The organism is Mycolicibacterium phocaicum (genome assembly GCF_010731115.1).
Taxonomy (GTDB): Bacteria; Actinomycetota; Actinomycetes; order Mycobacteriales; family Mycobacteriaceae; genus Mycobacterium; species Mycobacterium phocaicum.
The window spans coordinates 146,411-164,062 of the sequence record NZ_AP022616.1; the positions used below are offsets into that span (position 1 = coordinate 146,411).

At 67.7% G+C, this 17,652-nt stretch carries 19 protein-coding genes; 13 read left to right on the top strand and 6 right to left on the bottom strand.

Features of this window, described 5'->3' with window-relative positions:
- Positions 1 to 87: 87 nt before the first annotated feature.
- Positions 88 to 1,179: an IS630 family transposase gene (locus tag G6N46_RS00715; protein WP_036429724.1), complete on the top strand. Its 1,092-nt coding sequence runs from the start codon at positions 88 to 90 to the stop codon at positions 1,177 to 1,179.
- Positions 1,180 to 1,265: 86 nt separating this feature from the next.
- Here the strand turns inward: G6N46_RS00715 and G6N46_RS00720 are convergent, their stop codons facing one another.
- Together G6N46_RS00720 and G6N46_RS00725 are read right to left on the bottom strand one after the other, a co-directional pair.
- Positions 1,266 to 1,745, bottom strand: coding sequence for a hypothetical protein (locus G6N46_RS00720; RefSeq protein WP_138249818.1), 480 nt, complete (start codon positions 1,743 to 1,745; stop codon positions 1,266 to 1,268).
- A gap of 46 nt (positions 1,746 to 1,791) precedes the next feature.
- Positions 1,792 to 1,983: a hypothetical protein gene (locus G6N46_RS00725; RefSeq protein ID WP_138249817.1), complete on the bottom strand. Its 192-nt coding sequence runs from the start codon at positions 1,981 to 1,983 to the stop codon at positions 1,792 to 1,794.
- 124 nt (positions 1,984 to 2,107) lie between these two features.
- On the opposite strand from G6N46_RS00725, the gene G6N46_RS00730 reads away from it, so the two are divergent.
- Positions 2,108 to 2,458 (top strand): DUF3349 domain-containing protein, encoded by a 351-nt coding sequence (locus G6N46_RS00730; RefSeq protein ID WP_138249816.1) that lies wholly within the window; start codon positions 2,108 to 2,110, stop codon positions 2,456 to 2,458.
- Positions 2,459 to 2,524: 66 nt separating this feature from the next.
- Here G6N46_RS00730 and G6N46_RS00735 read toward each other — a convergent pair whose 3' ends face one another.
- The 3 genes from G6N46_RS00735 to G6N46_RS00745 all read right to left on the bottom strand — a co-directional run bounded on the left by G6N46_RS00735 (position 2,525) and on the right by G6N46_RS00745 (position 4,695).
- Positions 2,525 to 3,574 (bottom strand): NAD(P)-dependent alcohol dehydrogenase, encoded by a 1,050-nt coding sequence (locus tag G6N46_RS00735; protein ID WP_064859062.1) that lies wholly within the window; start codon positions 3,572 to 3,574, stop codon positions 2,525 to 2,527.
- Positions 3,575 to 3,732: 158 nt separating this feature from the next.
- Complete coding sequence (locus G6N46_RS00740; protein ID WP_138249815.1) at positions 3,733 to 4,008, bottom strand: YciI family protein; 276 nt, start codon at positions 4,006 to 4,008, stop codon at positions 3,733 to 3,735.
- Positions 4,009 to 4,017: 9 nt separating this feature from the next.
- Entirely contained in the window at positions 4,018 to 4,695 is a 678-nt protein-coding gene (locus G6N46_RS00745) for a TetR/AcrR family transcriptional regulator (RefSeq protein ID WP_138249814.1), read from the bottom strand.
- 224 nt (positions 4,696 to 4,919) lie between these two features.
- Here G6N46_RS00745 and G6N46_RS00750 point away from each other — a divergent pair, with 224 nt between their 5' ends.
- The 11 genes from G6N46_RS00750 to G6N46_RS00800 are packed head-to-tail and all read left to right on the top strand — an operon-like array spanning position 4,920 to position 16,499.
- Positions 4,920 to 6,902 carry a dipeptide ABC transporter ATP-binding protein gene (locus G6N46_RS00750; protein ID WP_138249813.1) on the top strand — a complete coding sequence of 661 codons (1,983 nt, stop codon included), beginning with the start codon at positions 4,920 to 4,922 and terminating at the stop codon, positions 6,900 to 6,902.
- A complete protein-coding gene (locus G6N46_RS00755) occupies positions 6,902 to 7,771 on the top strand; it encodes an ABC transporter permease (RefSeq protein WP_138249812.1) in 870 nt (289 codons plus the stop codon). The genes G6N46_RS00750 and G6N46_RS00755 overlap by 1 nt, the downstream gene beginning before the upstream one ends.
- A gap of 11 nt (positions 7,772 to 7,782) precedes the next feature.
- Positions 7,783 to 8,787 (top strand): ABC transporter permease, encoded by a 1,005-nt coding sequence (locus G6N46_RS00760; protein WP_138249811.1) that lies wholly within the window; start codon positions 7,783 to 7,785, stop codon positions 8,785 to 8,787.
- Entirely contained in the window at positions 8,788 to 9,444 is a 657-nt protein-coding gene (locus tag G6N46_RS00765) for a cysteine hydrolase family protein (RefSeq protein WP_138249810.1), read from the top strand.
- Positions 9,444 to 11,048: an ABC transporter substrate-binding protein gene (locus tag G6N46_RS00770; RefSeq protein ID WP_138249824.1), complete on the top strand. Its 1,605-nt coding sequence runs from the start codon at positions 9,444 to 9,446 to the stop codon at positions 11,046 to 11,048. The genes G6N46_RS00765 and G6N46_RS00770 overlap by 1 nt, the downstream gene beginning before the upstream one ends.
- Positions 11,048 to 11,878 carry an N-acyl homoserine lactonase family protein gene (locus G6N46_RS00775; RefSeq protein WP_138249809.1) on the top strand — a complete coding sequence of 277 codons (831 nt, stop codon included), beginning with the start codon at positions 11,048 to 11,050 and terminating at the stop codon, positions 11,876 to 11,878. The genes G6N46_RS00770 and G6N46_RS00775 overlap by 1 nt, the downstream gene beginning before the upstream one ends.
- On the top strand, positions 11,878 to 13,170 hold the full coding sequence (gene allB, locus G6N46_RS00780; RefSeq protein ID WP_138249808.1) for an allantoinase AllB: 1,293 nt from the start codon (positions 11,878 to 11,880) through the stop codon (positions 13,168 to 13,170). The genes G6N46_RS00775 and allB overlap by 1 nt, the downstream gene beginning before the upstream one ends.
- Complete coding sequence (locus G6N46_RS00785) at positions 13,167 to 13,913, top strand: aspartate/glutamate racemase family protein (RefSeq protein WP_138249807.1); 747 nt, start codon at positions 13,167 to 13,169, stop codon at positions 13,911 to 13,913. Before allB ends, G6N46_RS00785 begins: the two co-directional genes overlap by 4 nt.
- Positions 13,910 to 14,923: an allantoicase gene (gene alc, locus G6N46_RS00790; RefSeq protein ID WP_138249806.1), complete on the top strand. Its 1,014-nt coding sequence runs from the start codon at positions 13,910 to 13,912 to the stop codon at positions 14,921 to 14,923. Before G6N46_RS00785 ends, alc begins: the two co-directional genes overlap by 4 nt.
- Positions 14,920 to 15,465 (top strand): hypothetical protein, encoded by a 546-nt coding sequence (locus G6N46_RS00795; protein WP_138249805.1) that lies wholly within the window; start codon positions 14,920 to 14,922, stop codon positions 15,463 to 15,465. The genes alc and G6N46_RS00795 overlap by 4 nt, the downstream gene beginning before the upstream one ends.
- Positions 15,462 to 16,499 (top strand): isopenicillin N synthase family dioxygenase, encoded by a 1,038-nt coding sequence (locus G6N46_RS00800; RefSeq protein ID WP_138249804.1) that lies wholly within the window; start codon positions 15,462 to 15,464, stop codon positions 16,497 to 16,499. The genes G6N46_RS00795 and G6N46_RS00800 overlap by 4 nt, the downstream gene beginning before the upstream one ends.
- Here the strand turns inward: G6N46_RS00800 and G6N46_RS00805 are convergent, their stop codons facing one another.
- Positions 16,500 to 17,603: an iron-siderophore ABC transporter substrate-binding protein gene (locus tag G6N46_RS00805; protein WP_138249803.1), complete on the bottom strand. Its 1,104-nt coding sequence runs from the start codon at positions 17,601 to 17,603 to the stop codon at positions 16,500 to 16,502.
- Positions 17,604 to 17,652: the final 49 nt, after the last annotated feature.

Genomic DNA, 17,652 nt, shown 5'->3' on the forward strand with positions numbered 1-17,652 from the left:
TGAGACGCCCCGCCCCAAACCCCACTAATTCAGCAGACTCCTAGTGTCCTGCGCCGTAAATTAGTTGATTAATTGTAGAATTGGCGGGTGGGAACCAGGGGTAGGCCGGTAGTCGAGTTGGTGTTGACCGACGACGAACGTGAGACGTTGCAGCGGTGGGCCCGTCGATCGAAGTCCTCGCAGGCGTTGGCCCAACGTTGTCGGATCGTGTTGGGTTGCGCGGCAGGGAAATCCAACAAGGAAGTCGCCGCTGATGAAGGTGTGTGGCCGCAAACGGTCGGCAAATGGCGTGGACGGTTCCTGGAGGCGCGACTGGAGGGTCTGGCCGATGAGCCGCGTCCTGGTGCGCCGCGCAAGATCACCGACGAGGCGGTCGAGCAGCTGATCGTGGCCACGTTGGAGCGTCAACCCAAAGGCGCCACGCACTGGTCGCGGTCTTCGATGGCGGCTGAGACCGGGTTGTCGAAGTCAACGGTCGGACGGATCTGGAAGTCGTTCGGCCTCAAGCCGCATCAGGTGGACACCTTCAAGATCAGCAACGACCCGCAGTTCGTCGACAAGGTCCGTGACGTCGTGGGGTTGTATCTGGACCCGCCGGAGAAGGCACTGGTGCTCTGCGTCGATGAAAAATCGCAGATCCAGGCCTTGGATCGCAGCGCGCCGGTGCTGCCGATGATGCCCGGCATGCCCGAGCGCCGCACCCATGACTACGTGCGGCACGGAATCACCACCTTGTTCGCCGCCCTGGATGTGGCCACCGGCGAGGTCTACGGCTCGATTCACCGCCGGCACCGCGCGATCGAGTTCAAGAAGTTCTTGACCAAGTTGGACAACACCGTGCCCGCTGACCTGGACGTCCATCTGATCTGCGACAACTACTCGACGCACAAATCGCCGACAGTAACCAAATGGCTTGCCGCCCATCCCCGATTCCACATGCACTTCACCCCGACCTACTCGTCGTGGCTCAACCAGGTCGAGCGGTGGTTCGGGTTACTCACCGACCAGAAACTGCGCCGCGGCGTTCACCGCTCAATTCAGGCCCTCGAGAAGGACATTCGCGAGTGGATCGCAGACTGGAACGACAACCCCCGCCCGTTCAACTGGACGAAGACCGCCGACGAGATCTTCGAACGACTCGGTTCATATCTTCAACGAATTCCCGGCGCAGGACACTAGAGGAGCAGTTCAGTGCTGTGAATGCGGGGCGTGCCGGGCAACCGGCTGCGCCCCGTATCTCATTGGCTCGGCTTGTGCGGAGCCAGTCAGGCCAGCGGCGGTACCGGGTTGATGGTAAACCCGAATTTGGTCAGCGGCTCAAGGGATTTGCGGGCCTCGGGGCTCGCGACCGCGAAGGTGATGATCGCGGACTGATCGCTGACGGCCGACGCGAACAGCGCCATGAAGTTGCGCTGCAGCGCTGAGGTCATGTCGCTGTTGGCGGTCCACTGCGTGATCCACAGGCCGTTGGTCAGACCGGGATTCACGGCGCTCGCGCAGGTGCCCGCCCGGACCGCGCCCGGCCAGTCGCGCGCGGCGATCGCGGGATCGTCCTGGTTGAAACTGCCTGGCGCACATACCGATTTCTGCCAGTCGTTGAGCACGCCGGTGACACCGGCGGAGACGGGAGCCGGAGCCGGCGGCGGTTCCGGATCGGCGTGCGCGACGCCCACCGGCAGCATGGTGATGGCCACGCCGGCAAGGGCCAGCTGGGACAGCGGAGCACGGCGGCGAGCGGACGTCATGATCAAAGTATTAATGCGTGACGGTAAATTCCGTCAACCGGACCAGTCAGTCGGCGTTGGACTCCCGGTCGCCGACGAAGGCGTGCAGCGCCGCGTCGCCGGAGCGGATCACGTCGACGCGCTCACCGCCGTCGCACTGGAACAGCCCGATGGTCAGTTCGTGCCCGCGGCCGATGATCCGCCAGACACCGCCTGCCAGCTCCCAGCGCTGCAGGATGTCTACGGGATCGTCGGGCACAAGGGAGATTGTGGCCGGTACCCCGAGGAGCAGGCGCGAAAACCCCCGATCCCATGAGAAGCGGTTTCCGCCCCGGTCGGCGCGTCCAGTGGTGGGTTGACCGGGCAGCGGCGAGACTTACCGGGTGTCGACGAAGTCGCTACTGCTTTCGGTGCTGAACTGGCTGCGTGCCGGTTACCCGGAAGGGGTCCCGGGCCCCGACCGGGTGCCTCTGCTGGCATTGCTGCGGGCCACGCCGCTGACCGAGGACCAGGTGGCCGAAGTGGTGCGCAATATCGCCGAGGCCTCAGCGCCCGCCGACCTCGACAATCCCATCGAGCGCGACGACATCGCCGAGTTCATCGCCGACGTCACCCACCATGACGCCGGCCCGGAGAACGTCGCGCGGGTGGCGGCCAAACTGGCCGCGGCCGGCTGGCCGTTGGCCGGTATGGACCTGTTGCCTGACGCCCGCCCCGGCGCAGACGGCCGATGACGCGTTACGCCGAGGATTGCAGTCACTATTTGACTGCAATCCCCGGCGTTGACGAGAAACCCGCGGCTAGATGGTCGCGGTGTCGATCACGAAGCGGTACCGCACATCACTGGCGATGACGCGCTCGTAGGCCTCGTTGACGTACGACGCCTCGATGACCTCGATCTCCGGGGTGACGTCGTGCTCGGCGCAGAAGTCCAGCATCTCCTGGGTCTCCGGGATGCCACCGATCAACGAACCGGCAAGCGTGCGGCGCATGCCGATCAGCGGGAACACCGGCACCTCGAGCGGCTTCTCCGGGGCGCCGAGTTCGACGAGCGTGCCGTCAGACTTCAGCAGGTTCAGGTAGAGGCCCATGTTGAGGTTGGCCGACACCGTGTTGATGATCAGGTCGAAGCTGCCGGCCAGCTTCTTGAAGGTGTCCGGGTCATTGGTGGCGTAGTAGTGGTGTGCGCCCAGACGCAGGCCGTCCTCCATCTTCTTGAGCGACTGGCTCAGCACGGTGACCTCGGCGCCCATCGCGACGGCGAGCTTCACGCCGACGTGGCCCAGACCGCCGAGACCGACGATGGCCACCTTCTTGCCCGGCCCGGCATTCCAGTGCCGCAGTGGCGAGTACAGGGTGATGCCGGCGCACAGCAGCGGAGCGGCCTTGTCCAGCGGGATGCTGTCCGGGATGCGCAGCACGTAGTTCTCGTCGACGACGATCGCGGTGCTGTAGCCGCCGTAGGTGGGGGTGCCGTCGCGGCCGGTGGCGTTGTACGTGCCGATGTTGCCGCCCTTGCCGGTGCAGTACTGCTGCAGGCCGGCCAGGCAGTTCTCGCACTCGCGGCACGAGTCGACGAAGCAGCCCACACCGACGTGGTCGCCGACCTTGTACTTGGTCACCTCGGAGCCGACGGCGGTGACGACACCGGCGATCTCGTGGCCGGGTACGACGGGGTAGTTGGCCGGGCCCCATTCGGACTTGACGGTGTGGATGTCCGAGTGACAGATGCCCGCGAACTTGATGTCGAATGCCACGTCGTGCGGGCCGATGTCACGGCGCTCGATGGTGGTCTTGGTCAGCGGGCTGGTCGCTGAGGTCGCGGCGTAGGCGGAAACGGTCGTGGTCATGCGTGTTCAGTCCTCTTCATTCTCGGCTTGCCTAGCGGCGGTTACCCACTACAAAGATTAGCGAAGGTAACGAAATGAGGGGCAATGCGTCAGGCCCTGACCACACTCAACGGCGACCGGCGCCGAACTAATCCCGGATCCGGCTGTGAATTTTGCGGCTACAGCCCGGCGGCGCGGAAACCTGCGTTGAAACTCACACGCTCGTACGTGGCGACACCGGCATGCACATACGGATCGCTGGCAGTGAGGGCGTCGGCTTCTTCGGCCGTCATGTCCGAGGCGATCAGCACGGCGCCGCCCTGCGACTCCAGCCGGCCGGCGAGAAGGATGCGGCGCTCCTCGACCAGCTTGCCGAGCCAGTCCAGATGCGCGGGGCGCGCCTGGTCCACGACGTCCAACGGTTGCGTGTAGGTGATGTTCAGTACGTGAAACACGCTATGAGGTTATCGGGGGCCCTGGTGGAGTTCGATGACCTGCCCGGTCCTTCTGCGCAGTGCCGGTGTCGCGGCGTCGGGGATGCCCAGCACGCGCACGCCGGCATCGGCGACCTGCATGGGCAGGTCGGATCGCTCGGGGCCGTGCGGTACCGACCACATGTTGACCAGCGATTCGACCAGCCGGAACGGTAGGTCGGCCGCCGCCGGATGGACGCCGGTCTCGTGCAGTACTTCCCGGCTCAGGGTCAGGTAGTGCTGTCGCAGGCGTTCGCGGTCGGACCAGAATGGCTCCAGCCGATCGGCGCGCAGTTCGGGAAGCAGGTAGAGCGCTCCCAGATTCCAAGTGCCACCAAGTAATTGGTCACCATCGAACGCGGCCAGAGCGTGCAGGTGCTCGGTTGCCGACAGCGGTGGCGTGGCGTTGAGCAGGCTCGGGATGAACGCCAGTGTCGGGGCGACGGTCTGGCTCAGCACGGCGCACAGGATGTCGTCTTTGGTCTTGAAGTAGTGGTACAGCGACGCCTGCCTGATGCCGACCGAATCGGCGATGCTTCGCGTCGACGTACCCGCGTAGCCCAGGGTGGTGAACAATTCGCTTGCGGCATCGAGGATTTCGTCTCGTCCGGTGATCCCCGGACGACGCTGGGGCCGCAGTCGAGGCCGTCCTGTGTGGGTGGTCGACATCTGTCCATCGTGGTCCAAGCCGGCGGGCATCGATACCGGCGGTCAGTATCTGTCACGCGACAGAAACTTGCGATATCGGCCGGTTACCTGAGGGCCCCGGTTGCTTACATCGTGCTTACTTGGGCGACACCATCCGCGATGGTCCAGGGGAGAAAACTGTCAACTGACAGGCCAGCGGTCACGGACGTCCCACGGCATGGCGATCAGAACGCAGGAGAGCACACATGGGCACTGCTGTATCGGTGGCGGACGCCACGCCCGTCGCCACCGTGTCGTCGAACCCGGACGCGGTGGCGACCGCGGCGGGCCTGCATGTCACGTTCCAGCGCAACGGCCGTGCGGTGCACGCGCTGCGCGGCGTCTCGCTGACTGTTCAACGCGGCGAAATCCTCGGCCTGGTGGGCGAATCAGGTTCGGGGAAGAGCGTATTGGGATTCGGCATGCTCGGGCTGCTGCCGGCGTCCGCCCGGATCGAGGGCACCATCTCCGTGGCCGGCTCGGACATGGTGCACGGTGACGCGAAGGCGCTGCGCAGGGTGCGCCGTCTCGATCTGGGCGCGGTATTCCAGGACCCGATGACGTCCCTGAACCCGACCATGCGCATCGGGAAGCAGGTCGCCGAGGCGGCCGGCAGCGCCGACGAAGCGCTGCGGCTGCTGACGGCGGTCGGCATACCTGACCCGGCCCGGCGGATGCGTGCGTATCCGCACGAACTCTCCGGCGGCCTGCGGCAGCGCGTGATGATCGCCATCGCGATCGCGGGCTCGCCCGAACTCATCATCGCCGACGAACCGACCACCGCCCTGGACGTCACCGTGCAGGCTCAGGTGCTCAGGCTGCTGCAACGGCTCCGCGACGAAATCGGTTGCAGCATCGTCTTCATCACCCACGACCTCGGGGTGGCGGCGCAGATCTCCGACCGCATCGCGGTGCTCTACGCCGGCCGGATCGCCGAAGTCGGCCCGGCCGGTGAGGTTTTGGGCGCACCGGCGCATCCCTATACGCGCGGGCTGCTGCGGTCACGGCTGACGCTGGACACCGTCCGTGGCCGTCGGCTGGCGGCGATGCCGGGTTCGGTGCCGAGCCCGCTGTCACCGCTACCCGGATGCGCTTTCAGCCCGCGCTGTGACCAAGCCACCGACGACTGTGAGAAGTCTTCTCCCGAGCCGGCTTCCGTCGGACCCGGACGGGTCAGCGCCTGTCTGCTCACCCCCGGGCAGCTGGTGCACGACCCGGCAGCGGAGCTCGATGCCGCGCCGGAACCTGTTGCCGCACAATCGGTCGGCCCGGCCGCCGCGGACCAACCCGCTGCCGTCACCGTGACCGACGTGACCAAGACCTTCACCGTGGCGCCGCGCGGCAGACTCCAGGCGCTGCGCGGCGTGACGCTGCGGGTGGGGCACGGCGAGTCGGTGGCCTTGGTAGGGGAGAGCGGTTCGGGAAAATCCACGCTGCTGCGGGTGATCGCCGGCCTGGAGAAGGCGACGACGGGCACGGTCGAGGTGGTCGGGGAGCAGCGCCCGCAGATGGTGTTTCAGGACGCCGGCGCGTCACTCACGCCGTGGCTGTCGGTCGGCGAGCTGATCGCAGAACGACTGCGCGGCAGGAAACTCTCGCGGACCGCGCGCCGCGACGCTGTCATCGAGGTGCTCGACCGGGTGGGTTTGCCTGCGGAAGTGGCGAAGTCACGCGCCGGTCAGCTGTCGGGCGGTCAGCGCCAGCGGGTTTCGCTGGCCCGCGCCACCGTCGTCCCGCCCGCGGTGCTGTTGTGCGACGAACCCACGAGTGCCCTGGACGTGTCCCTGGCCGCCTCGGTGCTCAACCTGATCGGCGACCTGCGCCGCGGTCTGGACATGTCCGTGGTGTTCGTGACGCACGACCTGTCGGTGGCCCGTGTGGTCGCCGATCGCATCGCCGTGATGTACCTGGGCCGCATCGTGGAGATCGGGCCGGCCGAAGACGTCATCGGAAATCCGACGCACCCGTACACCCGCGCGCTGGTCGACGCGATCCCCGACCTCGGCCGCGAATCACGGGTATTGCCAGGCGAACCGGCGAGCCCGCTGTCCCCGCCGCCCGGGTGTGCGTTCCATCCGAGATGCCCGGTCGCGGTCGACGCCTGCAGCGGTGACGAACTCGATGTCCGGCTCGTGGGCAAATCCGGTGGCGCACACCAGGTTGCCTGTATCGAAGAGAAGGTGCGCTGATGGCCATCGCGATCCCCGCCCCGAGTCTCACCCGCGGTCGCGGTCGGCTGCGCCTGGCGCTGCCGCAATCCCGGTCGCTGATCATCAACCGGCTGGGATTCGCGCTCGTGATCCTGCTGACGATGGCCGTCGTCGCGGTGCCGCTGCTGGCTCCGCACGACCCGCTGATCCCGGTAGGGATGCCGCTGCAGGCACCGGGCGAGCACGGGTTCCTGCTCGGCACCGACAGTGTCGGGCGCGACATCCTGTCCCGGGTGCTCTATGGGGCCCGGTCGAGTTGGTTGGCCGCGCTGGCGGTGGTGGCGCTGGGCCTGCTGATCGGCGGGCTCGTGGGACTGGTCGCCGGGGCGGCCGGCGGCTGGATCGATTCGGCGCTGATGCGCATCACCGACGGCTTCCTGTCCCTGCCTGCTCCGGTGCTGGCGATCGCCGTGGTCGCGGCGCTGGGACCGAGCTTCCTGCACACCCTGATCGCGGTGTCCATCGTGTGGTGGCCGTTCTACGCCCGGCTGGTGCGCGGGGAGGTGGCGCGACTGGCCGCGCGCCCGCACATGGAGGCCGCAAAGCTGGCCGGCGTCAGCCGATTTCGGCTCGCAGGCCGGCACCTGCTCCCCGGCGCGGTGCCCAACGCGCTGGTCGCCGCGAGCCTGGACATCGGCACGCTGATCCTGACCCTGGCCGGCCTGTCCTTCCTCGGCCTCGGTCAGGCCGCGCCGGCGCCGGAGCTCGGCGCCGACTCCGCGCGCAACCTGAGTTACTTCCTGCAGCAGTGGTGGATACCGGTCATGCCGGGACTGGGGGTGTTGGTGCTGGCCCTGGTCGCCAACATCTCCGGCGACTGCCTGCGCAACTTGATGAAGACGACGTAGGTGGGTGAAACATGAAGACCTTCGTGGCCTCGCGGTTGGGGTCGATGGTGGCCATTTTGGTGGCCCTCACGGCGGTGATGTTCGTCCTGCAGAACATCTCGCCACTGGATCCGGTGAAGGCCCAACTGGGCGCACAGGCCTCGGCCGATGCCGTGGCGGCACGGCGCGCGGCGCTGGGACTGAATGACCCTGTGCTGGTGCAGTTCTGGCACTACCTGTCCGGTGCCGCGACCGGGGATCTGGGCACGTCGTACCGGACTCGGCACGCGGTGATGTCCGACCTCGGCTCGTTCGTCCCGGCAACCTTGGAACTGGCACTCGCCGGCATGCTGATCGCCGTCGTCCTCGCGGTGCTGCTGGCGTTCAGCACGACCCTGAAATGGCGCGGCGCCAATGTGCTTCGGGCAGTGCTGTTCACGGGTTCCGCGGCGCCCATGTTCCTACTCGGCATCCTCGGCCTCATCGTCTTCTATCAAGACCTGGGCTGGGTACCGGCGGGCGGCCGCAGTGCCGTGCCGAGTCCGCCGACGGGGCCGACGGGCATGCTCACCGTCGACGGTCTGCTGAACGGTCGGCTCGATGTCGTGGCCGACGCCGCGCACCACCTGATCCTGCCGGCGTTCGTCATCGCGATCGGCCCAGCCGTCGCGATCGGCCGCGTCCTGCGCAGCAGCCTGCTGGCCGACATCGACAGCGACTACGCGCGGACGGCCCGCGCCAAGGGACTGTCCGAGACCCGCATCTTGGCCAGGCATGTGCTGCGCAACTCGGTCGGCGCTGCCCTGTCGATGACGGGACTTCAAGTGGGCCTGATGTTCTCGGGTGTGTTGGTGGTCGAGCAGGTGTTCGGCTGGCCCGGCATCGGGCAGTACGTCGCGCAGAGCATTCCCGTGGCGGATTTCCCGGCGATCGCCGGGGTCACGCTGATGCTCGGCGCGCTCTACGTCGTCATCAACACAGTGGTGGACCTGCTGCAGGCCGCCGCTGATCCGCGTATCGCAGTCACAGGAGGTTAAGTGCCGAAACAGCCGCTCATCGTAGGTAATCCCGTCCTGGTCGTCGTCGACATGCAGGAGTCCGGCGACATGCCGGCCGAGGTGGTCGGCATCGAGCACATGGCCGGTTACGACGGCCGGATCGCCCGGGCTCAGCGCCTGATCGCCGCCGCCCGCGCCGCGCGGATCCCGATCGTGTTCTTCCAGGAAGTGCACCGCCCCAACGGCATCGACTTCGGCCGCGAGCTCGACGGCGCCGAGGGAGAGCACTGTGTGGACGGCCGGCCGGGCACACCGCTGCATCCGGCGCTGCTGCCCGAACTCGACGGCCCCAACAACGAATTCCACATCGTCAAACGCCGCTATTCCGGTTTCATCGGAACGGATTTCGAGATCGTCCTGTCGGGCCTGCGGGCGTCGACGCTCATCCTCATCGGCGGGCTCACCGACGTCTGCGTGCACTACACCTTCGCCGATGCGCACCAGCGGGACTTCTACGTCCGCGTCGTGACTGATTGTGTCGGCGGCTCGTCGACGTATCGCCACGACGCCGCCCTGGATGCCATGGAGTACCTGCAGGCCGGTGCCATGCGCACGACCGACGAGATCATCGCCGCCTTTTCCGATCTGTGTCCGCCCGAACTGTCCAACCCCGCCCTCGAAGGAGCTGCCCGATGATGAAGAGCCACAAGGTCCCCGGTCGTGCCCGTAGCGGCTGGCGGATCGCCGCGGCCAGTGCCGCCGTGATGCTGACGCTGAGCGGTTGCGGCGGTTCGAATTCCGGCGGCGGCACCCCCAATGCCGCGCCCACCGACAAGGTTCTGCACCTGTCGTTCCTGCAGGACCCGGGGCAGCCGCCGGACCCTGACATCTACTACGCGGGCCAAGGTCTGTTGCTGACGACCAACACCTACGAAGGTCTGCTGCAGTACAAGGCCGGTGTCGACAAGGCCGTCCTGGAACCGCTACTGGCCACGAGCTGGACGGCATCGCCGGACAACAAGGTGTTCACGTTCAAGCTCCGTGAGGGCGTCAAGTTCCATGACGGCACACCGTTCACGTCGCCGGCGGTCAAGGCGTCGTTCGATCGCCGGGTGGCCGTCAACCAGGGCCCGGCCTACATGGTCAAGGACGTGGAATCGGTCACGACGCAAGGGGATTACGGCGTCACCATCACGCTGAAGGCACCCAACTCGGCGTTCCTCGATTACCTCGCATGTCCGTACGGTCCCCGCATGCTCAGCCCCGAAGGCCTGAAGAAGAACGCCGGCGCCGACAACGCGCAGGGTTACCTGACCACTCACGATCTGGGCACCGGTCCATTCGTGCTGACCGACGCCCAGGTGGGCTCGCACTACGCGCTGGCCGCCTTCCCCGAGTACTGGGGCACCAAGCCGTATTTCGAGAAGGTTGAGCTTCCGGTCATCACCGACGTATCGGCGCAGCAGCTGCAGTTCAACAACGGCCAAGTGGCCGCGATCCTGCACGACCTGCCGTCCTCGGCGGTCCAGTCCTATCTGAACAACAAGTCGTTCACCAACTACTCACTGCCGACCATGATGTCGAACTACGCGTACATCAACCCGCGCAAGGGCATGATGACCGACGCCAAGAACCGGACCGCGGTGATGCAGGCGATCGACATCGACGAACTGGTGAAGCAGACGTACTTCGGGCGCGGCAAGAAGGCCGAGCAGATTTACCCGCCGAACATGATGGCCGCCGAATACGGCAAGCAATCGGTCCCGCATGATGCGTCGGCGCTGTCCGCCATCGCCGGCAAGCTGCCCGCCGATCAGAAGACCGTGACCATCGGCTATGACTCGAGCAACCCCGATAACCAGTTGATCGGCAACCTGATTCAGACTCAGCTGGCCGCGGCGGGCCTGACCGCCAAGGTGCAGGCGTACCCCACGTCGGAGATCTACGGCTGGGTCGGCACCGACGGGCAGGCCGCGCCGGAGATCATGACGTATCTCGGCTGGCCCGATGCGCCGTCGCCGTACACCTGGGGCCACATCTCCTGGGATGCAGACGGCGGACTCAACTTCTTCGGGTGCTCGGCGCCGCCGGTCACAGCGGCACTGGCCGCGGGACTGCCGACCGATTCGGAGGCCGATTTCTCCACGGCCGGTGTGGAAGCGGTCAAGACCGGATGCTGGCTCAACATCGCCGACGTGAACGACTTCATGGTGGCCCAGCCGTGGCTCAAGGGCGTCGAACAGGCACACGTGGTCACCAACCCAAATTCGCTGCGCCTGAACGCCCTTTCGGTCGGCTGATGGCCACTCTGGTCGGCGAGCCCGGGGTCCGGCGGATCATTCTGCTGACCCTGGGCTGGGAGGAGCTGCCGAAGTCGGTGTCGGTGTACGGCGCACCGCCCGAGGAGCGCATGCGGGAACCGGTGCCGGGCGTGCTGCTGCAGACCGACGGTGGTTGGGTGTTGCTCGACACCGGATTCAACACCGCGCTCGTGCGCGACCCGGCGCTCTACCGGCGGTTCTTCCCGACCGTCGAGTACCGCCCGGTGCTGCCCGGACCGGGCGAGCCGATCGAGCAGCGACTGGCGGAGGTCGGGGTGGATTTCGATGAGATCCACACCGTCGCCGTCAGTCATCTGCATCACGACCATGCCGGCGGGCTCAAGCTGTTCGCCGGCAAGGTCCCGGTGCACGCGCAGCGTCGTGAACTCGAGTACGGACTGTCGAATCACCCTGAACCCGAACGCAATGCGATCAATCGTATCGACTTCGACGATCCGAACATCGAATGGCAGCTGGCCGACGGGGAAGCCGAGATCGCCCCGGGTATCACCGCGGTGCCGACCTACGGGCACACGCCGGGGCACCAGAGCTTCGTCGTCGAACTCGACCAGTCCGTGGGCGGTGACGGCTTCGTGTTCGCGTTCGACGCTGCCGACCTCACGGAGAACATCGAGCACGAGCTCGCCATCGGCGGGTTCATCGACGTCGACCCGCAGGACACCATCGAGCCGATCCGCCGACTCAAGAAATTGGCTGTCGACAGGGGGTTTCAGCTGATTCCCGGCCATGACCCGCATGTGTGGCCCGAGCTCACCCAGCATTTTCACCACAGGTTCGGTGCGCCGTGATGGAGTGCGTACTGCGCGCCGACCGGGTGCTCGTCGACGGTCACCAGGTCCCGGCCGCCGTCGGGATCGACGGTGGCCGCATCGCATTCGTCGGCGAGGTCGACGCCGATTGCGCTGCGGTGGAAGACCTCCGGTTGCCCGAATCGGTGGTACTGCTGCCGGGTTTCGTCGACACGCATGTCCACATCAACGACCCGGGTACCGACTGGGAGGGGTTCGAGACCGCCACCGCGGCGGCGGTCGCGGCGGGCATCACCACGGTGGTGGACATGCCACTGGACTGCGACCCGGTGACCACGAGCGTCGCGGCGCTCGACACCAAAAAGGCCGCGGCAGAGGGTAATTGCCACGTCGACGTCGGCTACTGGGCCGGGGTGGTGCCCGATAACCTGGACCGCCTGGCCGATCTGGCGCGGGCCGGGGTGCGCGGCTTCAAGTGTTTTCTCGCGGACTCGGGCAACCCGAATTTTCCGCACCTGAGCCCGCCGCAATTCCGGGACGCCATGGCGTGCGTCGCCGAACTGGGGTCGGTGCTGCTGGTCCATGCCGAAAGTAACCGGGTGATCGATGCCGGGCCACTGCCGTCCGGCCGGGAATACCGGTCGTTCCTGGCGTCGCGACCCGACGCCGCCGAAGACGACGCCGCGGCCTTGGTGATCGACGCCGCGGCGGCGACCGGGGCCCGGGCACACATCGTGCACGTCTCCAGCGCCACGGTGCTGGTCAGGTTGGCCGAGGCCAAGCGCGCCGGGATTCCGGTGACGGCCGAAACCTGCCCGCATTACCTGACATTCGCCGCCGAGGCGGTGCCGGACGGCGGCACCGAATTCGCCTGCTGCCCACCCGTGCGGGACGGTGCCAACCGCGAACTGCTGTGGTCCGCGCTGCACGACGGCACCCTGGACCTGGTGGTGTCCGACCATTCGCCATGCGCGCCGCAGCTCAAGGGCGACGGGGATTTCGGGCGGGCATTCGGCGGGATCAGCTCCTTGCAGCTCAGCCCGCGCGCGGTGTGGACGCAGGCCGCCGTACGTGGCTTCGGGCTGGCCGATCTCAGCCGGTGGATGTCGGAACGCCCCGCCGCACTGGCCGGTTACCCCGATCGAGGGCGGATCGCGGTGGGGCTGCGGGCCGACCTATGTGCCTTCGATCCTGGTGCCCTCGACACCGTCCGGGCGACGACGCTGCGGCACCGGCATCCGGTCAGCCCGTATGAGGGTGTCGCGCTGCGCGGTTCGGTACTGCAGACCTGGGTCGCCGGCGTGCCGGCGTTGGTGGGGGAGCCGGCATGAGAATCCTGGTGCTCAACCCGAACACCTCGGCCGCGATGACCGCCGAGATTGCGGCCGCCGCGCGCTCTGTGGCGCATGCGGACACCGAGATCGTCTGCACGTCGCCGTATTTCGGGGCGGCAGCCATCGACTCGTCCGCCGAGAGCTACCTGTCCGCGGTCGGGGTGATGGACGTCGTGGCCCGGCTGACCCGGGCCGGTGACTTCGACTTCGATGCCGTCGTGCTCGCCGGATTCGGTGAACACGGCCGCGATGCCCTCGCCGAGATGCTGACGGTGCCGGTGTTCGACATCGCCGAATGCGCCGCGCACGTCGCGCATCTGATCGGCCGGCGGTTCTCGGTGATCACCACCCTCGCCCGGTCGATCCCGCCGATCGAGGACCGGCTGCTGCTGGCCGGCCTGAACGCGCACTGCGCCTCGGTCCGCGCCTGCGGCCTGAGCACGGCGGACGTGGACGCCGACCCCGCCGGCGCCGTACAGGCGATCGTCGACGAAGCGGCGCGCGCCGTCAGCGCGGACGGCGCCGACGTGATCTGCCTGGGGTGCGCCGGGATGGCGGGAGTGACGGCGGCGATCTCGGCCAAACTCGGGGTGCCCGCGGTCGACGGGGTGTCCGCCGCCGTGGCCCTCGCGCAGGCTGTCGTCGGGCTGGGGCTGTCCACCAGCAAGGCCGGCGTGTTCGCGCCGGGCCCGGACAATCCACGCAGCCACTGGCCGCTGTCGGAAGCGCTGGGCCTATGACCGACATCGATCTCGCCTCACGCCGCGTCGGCGGCAGTGTGGTGGCGGCCAGTGACGAATCGTTCGGATTCAAGGAGCGGCTCGTCGACCCGGCCGAACCCGCTTTCGTACCCGGCACTTTCGACCTGCGCGGCGAAGTGGTCGACGGCTGGGAGACCCGCCGCCACGCCGGCCGCGCCGGCGACTGGGCGATCATCCGGCTGGGGACACCCGGCCGGCTGCACGCCGTCGACGTGGACACCCGGTTCTTCTCGGGTAATCACCCGAGCGCCTGCGCGGTGGACGCCTGCAGTCTGGAGCGCGCCGACGATCCGACCGACCCGGCCGTCACGTGGACAGAGATCGTGGAATCGACTGTGCTCAAGGCTGATTCGCATAATCTGTTGGCCGTCCGGGATCGCCGGCGGTGGACGCATCTGCGGTTGCGGCTGCGGTCCGACGGCGGCGTCGCCCGGCTGCGGGCGTACGGCGAGGTGGTGCCGCACCCCGCGTCTTGGAGCGATATCACCGTCGAGGTGTCCGGCCTGGAGAACGGCGGCCGCGTCGAATGGTGCAGCGACAGCTTCTATTCCAGTGCCACGTCGCTGATCCTGCCGAACCGGCCGCACAACATGGGCGACGGGTGGGAGGCGCGCCGGCGCCGTGACGTCGGACCGGACACCCATGACGCGGTGATCATCTCGTTCGCCGTTCCCGCCGACCTGCGCCGGATCGAGGTCGACACCTCGTACTTCGTGTTCAATGCCAGCCTCGAGGTTTCGGTGCTGGGCAGTCGCGGCCGTCCCGATCGCGAACATGGTTGGGGGATGGTCGCTTTCGATATCCCCGTGTTGCCCCGAACGCGACTGCTCGCCGATGCGCGCCAGGTGTTCCCGGTCGACGTGCCCGATGTGGCGGCCCTGCGCGTGCAGGCCTACCCGGACGGCGGGCTTGCCCGGGTGCGGGCCGTGGGGGTGCCCACCACCGACGGGCTACGGACGCTGCAGTGCCGATGGGAGGAATCGTCATGACACCACTACTGACCGAGTGCGCGGGCCTCTGGCGCCGCACCCTGTTGATAGACACCGACGGCACCCGCGACACCGCACCGGGTGTGCTGTGGCTGCAGGGGCCGACGGCCTATGTGGACTCCCGCGGTTTCGCGGGCACCCTGCACCAGGTGGCCGACGTCTTCGAGTGGCATCGCGAGTTCGACGCCACGACGCCGGGTCCACATCCTGATGCCGGCGTAATGCACTGGGAGGGCGACATTCTCGTCGAGACGGGCGTGCACGAACACTACATCGAGCACTGGGTCCGCGACACCGCCGAGGCAGGTCCGACGGGCGCGCTGCGGCTGTGCGGGCCCGCCTCGGCATCGGCGCTACTGGTCCGGGTCGGCGCGATGTTCGGCTGGGCCGACCACACCGGGGTGCTGCTCGGCGCCGTGGGTGGCGCCGAGCACCGTGCTCTCGGCATCGACATGACCGGCAGCGTCTCTGTCGGCGACCAAATCCAGGCCAACGGCGTGCGCTGGACGGTGGACAACTCGGAAGGGAAAGTGAATTCATGAGTGGCGTAACGTCATTCACGTCGGTGCCGATCATCGACATCAGCGGATTGTCGTCACCCGAACGCGCCGAGCGGGACCGCGTGGCCACCGAGATCGGCCGGGCGGCGGCCGATGTCGGTTTCTTCTACATCAGCGGCACCGGCATCGACGAGTCGTTGTTCGACGCGATGCTGGCAGCGGTGAAGGAGTACTTCGCGCTGCCGGTCGAGGAAAAGATGCGGGACTACATCGGGCTGTCCCGCTGTCACCGCGGGTATGTGCCGGTCGGCGAGGAGGGTCTGGAGGGCACCGTCCCGGACCTGAAGGAGGCGTTCGACACCGCGCTGGATCTGCCGGCCGACGATCCGGACCATCTGGCCGGCAATCCCATGCTGGGCCCCAACACCTGGCCGGACCTACCCGGGTTCGCCAGTGCGGTGACCGCCTACTACCAGGCGGTGCTGGCCGTGGGGCAGCGGCTGCTGTGGGCGTTCGCCGTCGCCCTCGGCGAGGACCCCGAAGTGTTCTCCCGGCACGCCACCAAGACGCCGAGCCAGCTGCGGCTCATCCACTATCCGTACAACCCCGACGCGCACGACAGCGTCGGGATCGGCGCGCACACCGACTACGAATGCTTCACGCTGCTCAAGCCGACGGCCCCCGGCCTCGAGGTGCTCAACGGGGCGGGCGAGTGGATCGACGTGCCACCGGTCGACGGGACGTTCGTCGTCAACGTGGGGGACCTGCTGGAGCTGTGGACCAACGGCGCTTTCGTCGCCACGAGCCACCGGGTCCGCAAGGTCGCCGAGGAGCGGTATTCGTTCCCGCTGTTCTTCAACGTCGACTACCACACCGAGGTGAAACCGCTCCCACAGTTCGCGTCACCAGATGCCAAGCTGCGCCCGGTCCTCCGGGCGGGCGAGCACCTGTTCGCGCAGACCGCACAGACCTTTGCCTATCTGCGGCAGCGCATCGAGTCGGGTGAGCTGGTGCTGCCCGACGGCTCGTTGGAGCTGGGACAGTTCGGCCAGCAGGCGTTGCAAGGTGTCGAGTGATCAGTTGATGGGCGCGTTGAGCCAGTGCAGGTCGTCGAGCATGCCCCGCGCGGCCACGATGCCCTGGCCGGTCTGCCACACCTCGTTGTTCACCACGAACACCCGGTTGTCGCGGGTGGCGGCGAGCTTCTTCCAGGCCGGGCTGTCGAGCAACCCGGCGGCCTTGGCCTTGGCCGCCGGTGACTCGAACGACAGGTAGACGATGTCGCCGTCGGCAGTCGAGAAATCGGTGCCGGGTGTCAGCTTCGAGATGTCGATCTCGCGGTACGGCTTGTCGGTGAACCGTTGCGGCGCAGGGCGATCCGCGCCGATCCGGGCCAGCACGCTGCCGGGGAAGTTATTGGCGCCGAAGATTCGCATGGTGCCCTCGGTCAGCTGCACGACCGACACCTGGAAGTGCGAGGCGTCGTTCTGCCCGCCGACCCTGGTGGCGTCGGCGTTGAACCCGTCCACCAGTGCGCCCGCGGCGGCGCCCCGCCCGGTAGCCGCACCGACCATCCGCAGATCGTCCTCCCAGGCCGCGCCGGACGGACCGGTGAGGACCGTCGGTGCGATGGCCGACAGCGCGCCGTAGGTGTCCGACGTGGACGACACCTGCGAGCCGATGATCAGGTCGGGGTTGGCGGCCTTGACCGCCGCCATGTCGGGTGCGCTGCGGGTGCCGGCCGCCGGCACGTTGTGGATGACGGTGCCCAGGTATGACGTCTGGCCCGACGCATCCGTCGGGGTCGCCGCGGCGACGACACGGGACTGCAGGCCCAGCGCGCACAGTGCGTCGAGCGCCGTGCCCGACAGCACGACGATGCGCTGGGGGTCGGCCTTGACGTCGGTGTCGCCGGCGGCGTGGTGCACCGAACGGGTGGGCGGGCCCTCCTCGAGTGCCGCCGGGTTTGGCGCGCAGGAGTCGTCGGGCCGGCGCTGGTTGCCCAGCACGCCCGCGGTCGCGATACGGGTGGTGCTGGTGATGGGCGCGTTGTTCGCCGTGGGCGGGTCGCTGGTGTGTCCCGAACAGCCCGTCAGGACGGTCGCGGCCGTCGCACACAGCGCGGTGAGAACCGCCGCGCTTGCGCTGGACAGCCGGGTACGGGGAGTCGGAAACTGCACGTGGCCGACGGTAACACCCGCGCGGTCCGGCCCAGATGAGGCGCGGTCG

What these genes read in the sequence shown, in the direction of transcription:
- G6N46_RS00775 (WP_138249809.1), top strand. Translation starts at nt 11,048, where the DNA reads ATGGCCACTCTGGTCGGCGAGCCCGGGGTCCGGCGGATCATTCTGCTG.
- G6N46_RS00785 (WP_138249807.1), top strand. Translation starts at nt 13,167, where the DNA reads ATGAGAATCCTGGTGCTCAACCCGAACACCTCGGCCGCGATGACCGCC.
- G6N46_RS00760 (WP_138249811.1), top strand. Translation starts at nt 7,783, where the DNA reads ATGAAGACCTTCGTGGCCTCGCGGTTGGGGTCGATGGTGGCCATTTTG.
- G6N46_RS00750 (WP_138249813.1), top strand. Translation starts at nt 4,920, where the DNA reads ATGGGCACTGCTGTATCGGTGGCGGACGCCACGCCCGTCGCCACCGTG.
- G6N46_RS00735 (WP_064859062.1), bottom strand. Translation starts at nt 3,574, where the DNA reads ATGACCACGACCGTTTCCGCCTACGCCGCGACCTCAGCGACCAGCCCG.
- alc (WP_138249806.1), top strand. Translation starts at nt 13,910, where the DNA reads ATGACCGACATCGATCTCGCCTCACGCCGCGTCGGCGGCAGTGTGGTG.
- G6N46_RS00745 (WP_138249814.1), bottom strand. Translation starts at nt 4,695, where the DNA reads ATGTCGACCACCCACACAGGACGGCCTCGACTGCGGCCCCAGCGTCGT.
- G6N46_RS00800 (WP_138249804.1), top strand. Translation starts at nt 15,462, where the DNA reads ATGAGTGGCGTAACGTCATTCACGTCGGTGCCGATCATCGACATCAGC.
- G6N46_RS00770 (WP_138249824.1), top strand. Translation starts at nt 9,444, where the DNA reads ATGAAGAGCCACAAGGTCCCCGGTCGTGCCCGTAGCGGCTGGCGGATC.
- G6N46_RS00755 (WP_138249812.1), top strand. Translation starts at nt 6,902, where the DNA reads ATGGCCATCGCGATCCCCGCCCCGAGTCTCACCCGCGGTCGCGGTCGG.
- allB (WP_138249808.1), top strand. Translation starts at nt 11,878, where the DNA reads ATGGAGTGCGTACTGCGCGCCGACCGGGTGCTCGTCGACGGTCACCAG.
- G6N46_RS00795 (WP_138249805.1), top strand. Translation starts at nt 14,920, where the DNA reads ATGACACCACTACTGACCGAGTGCGCGGGCCTCTGGCGCCGCACCCTG.
- G6N46_RS00720 (WP_138249818.1), bottom strand. Translation starts at nt 1,745, where the DNA reads ATGACGTCCGCTCGCCGCCGTGCTCCGCTGTCCCAGCTGGCCCTTGCC.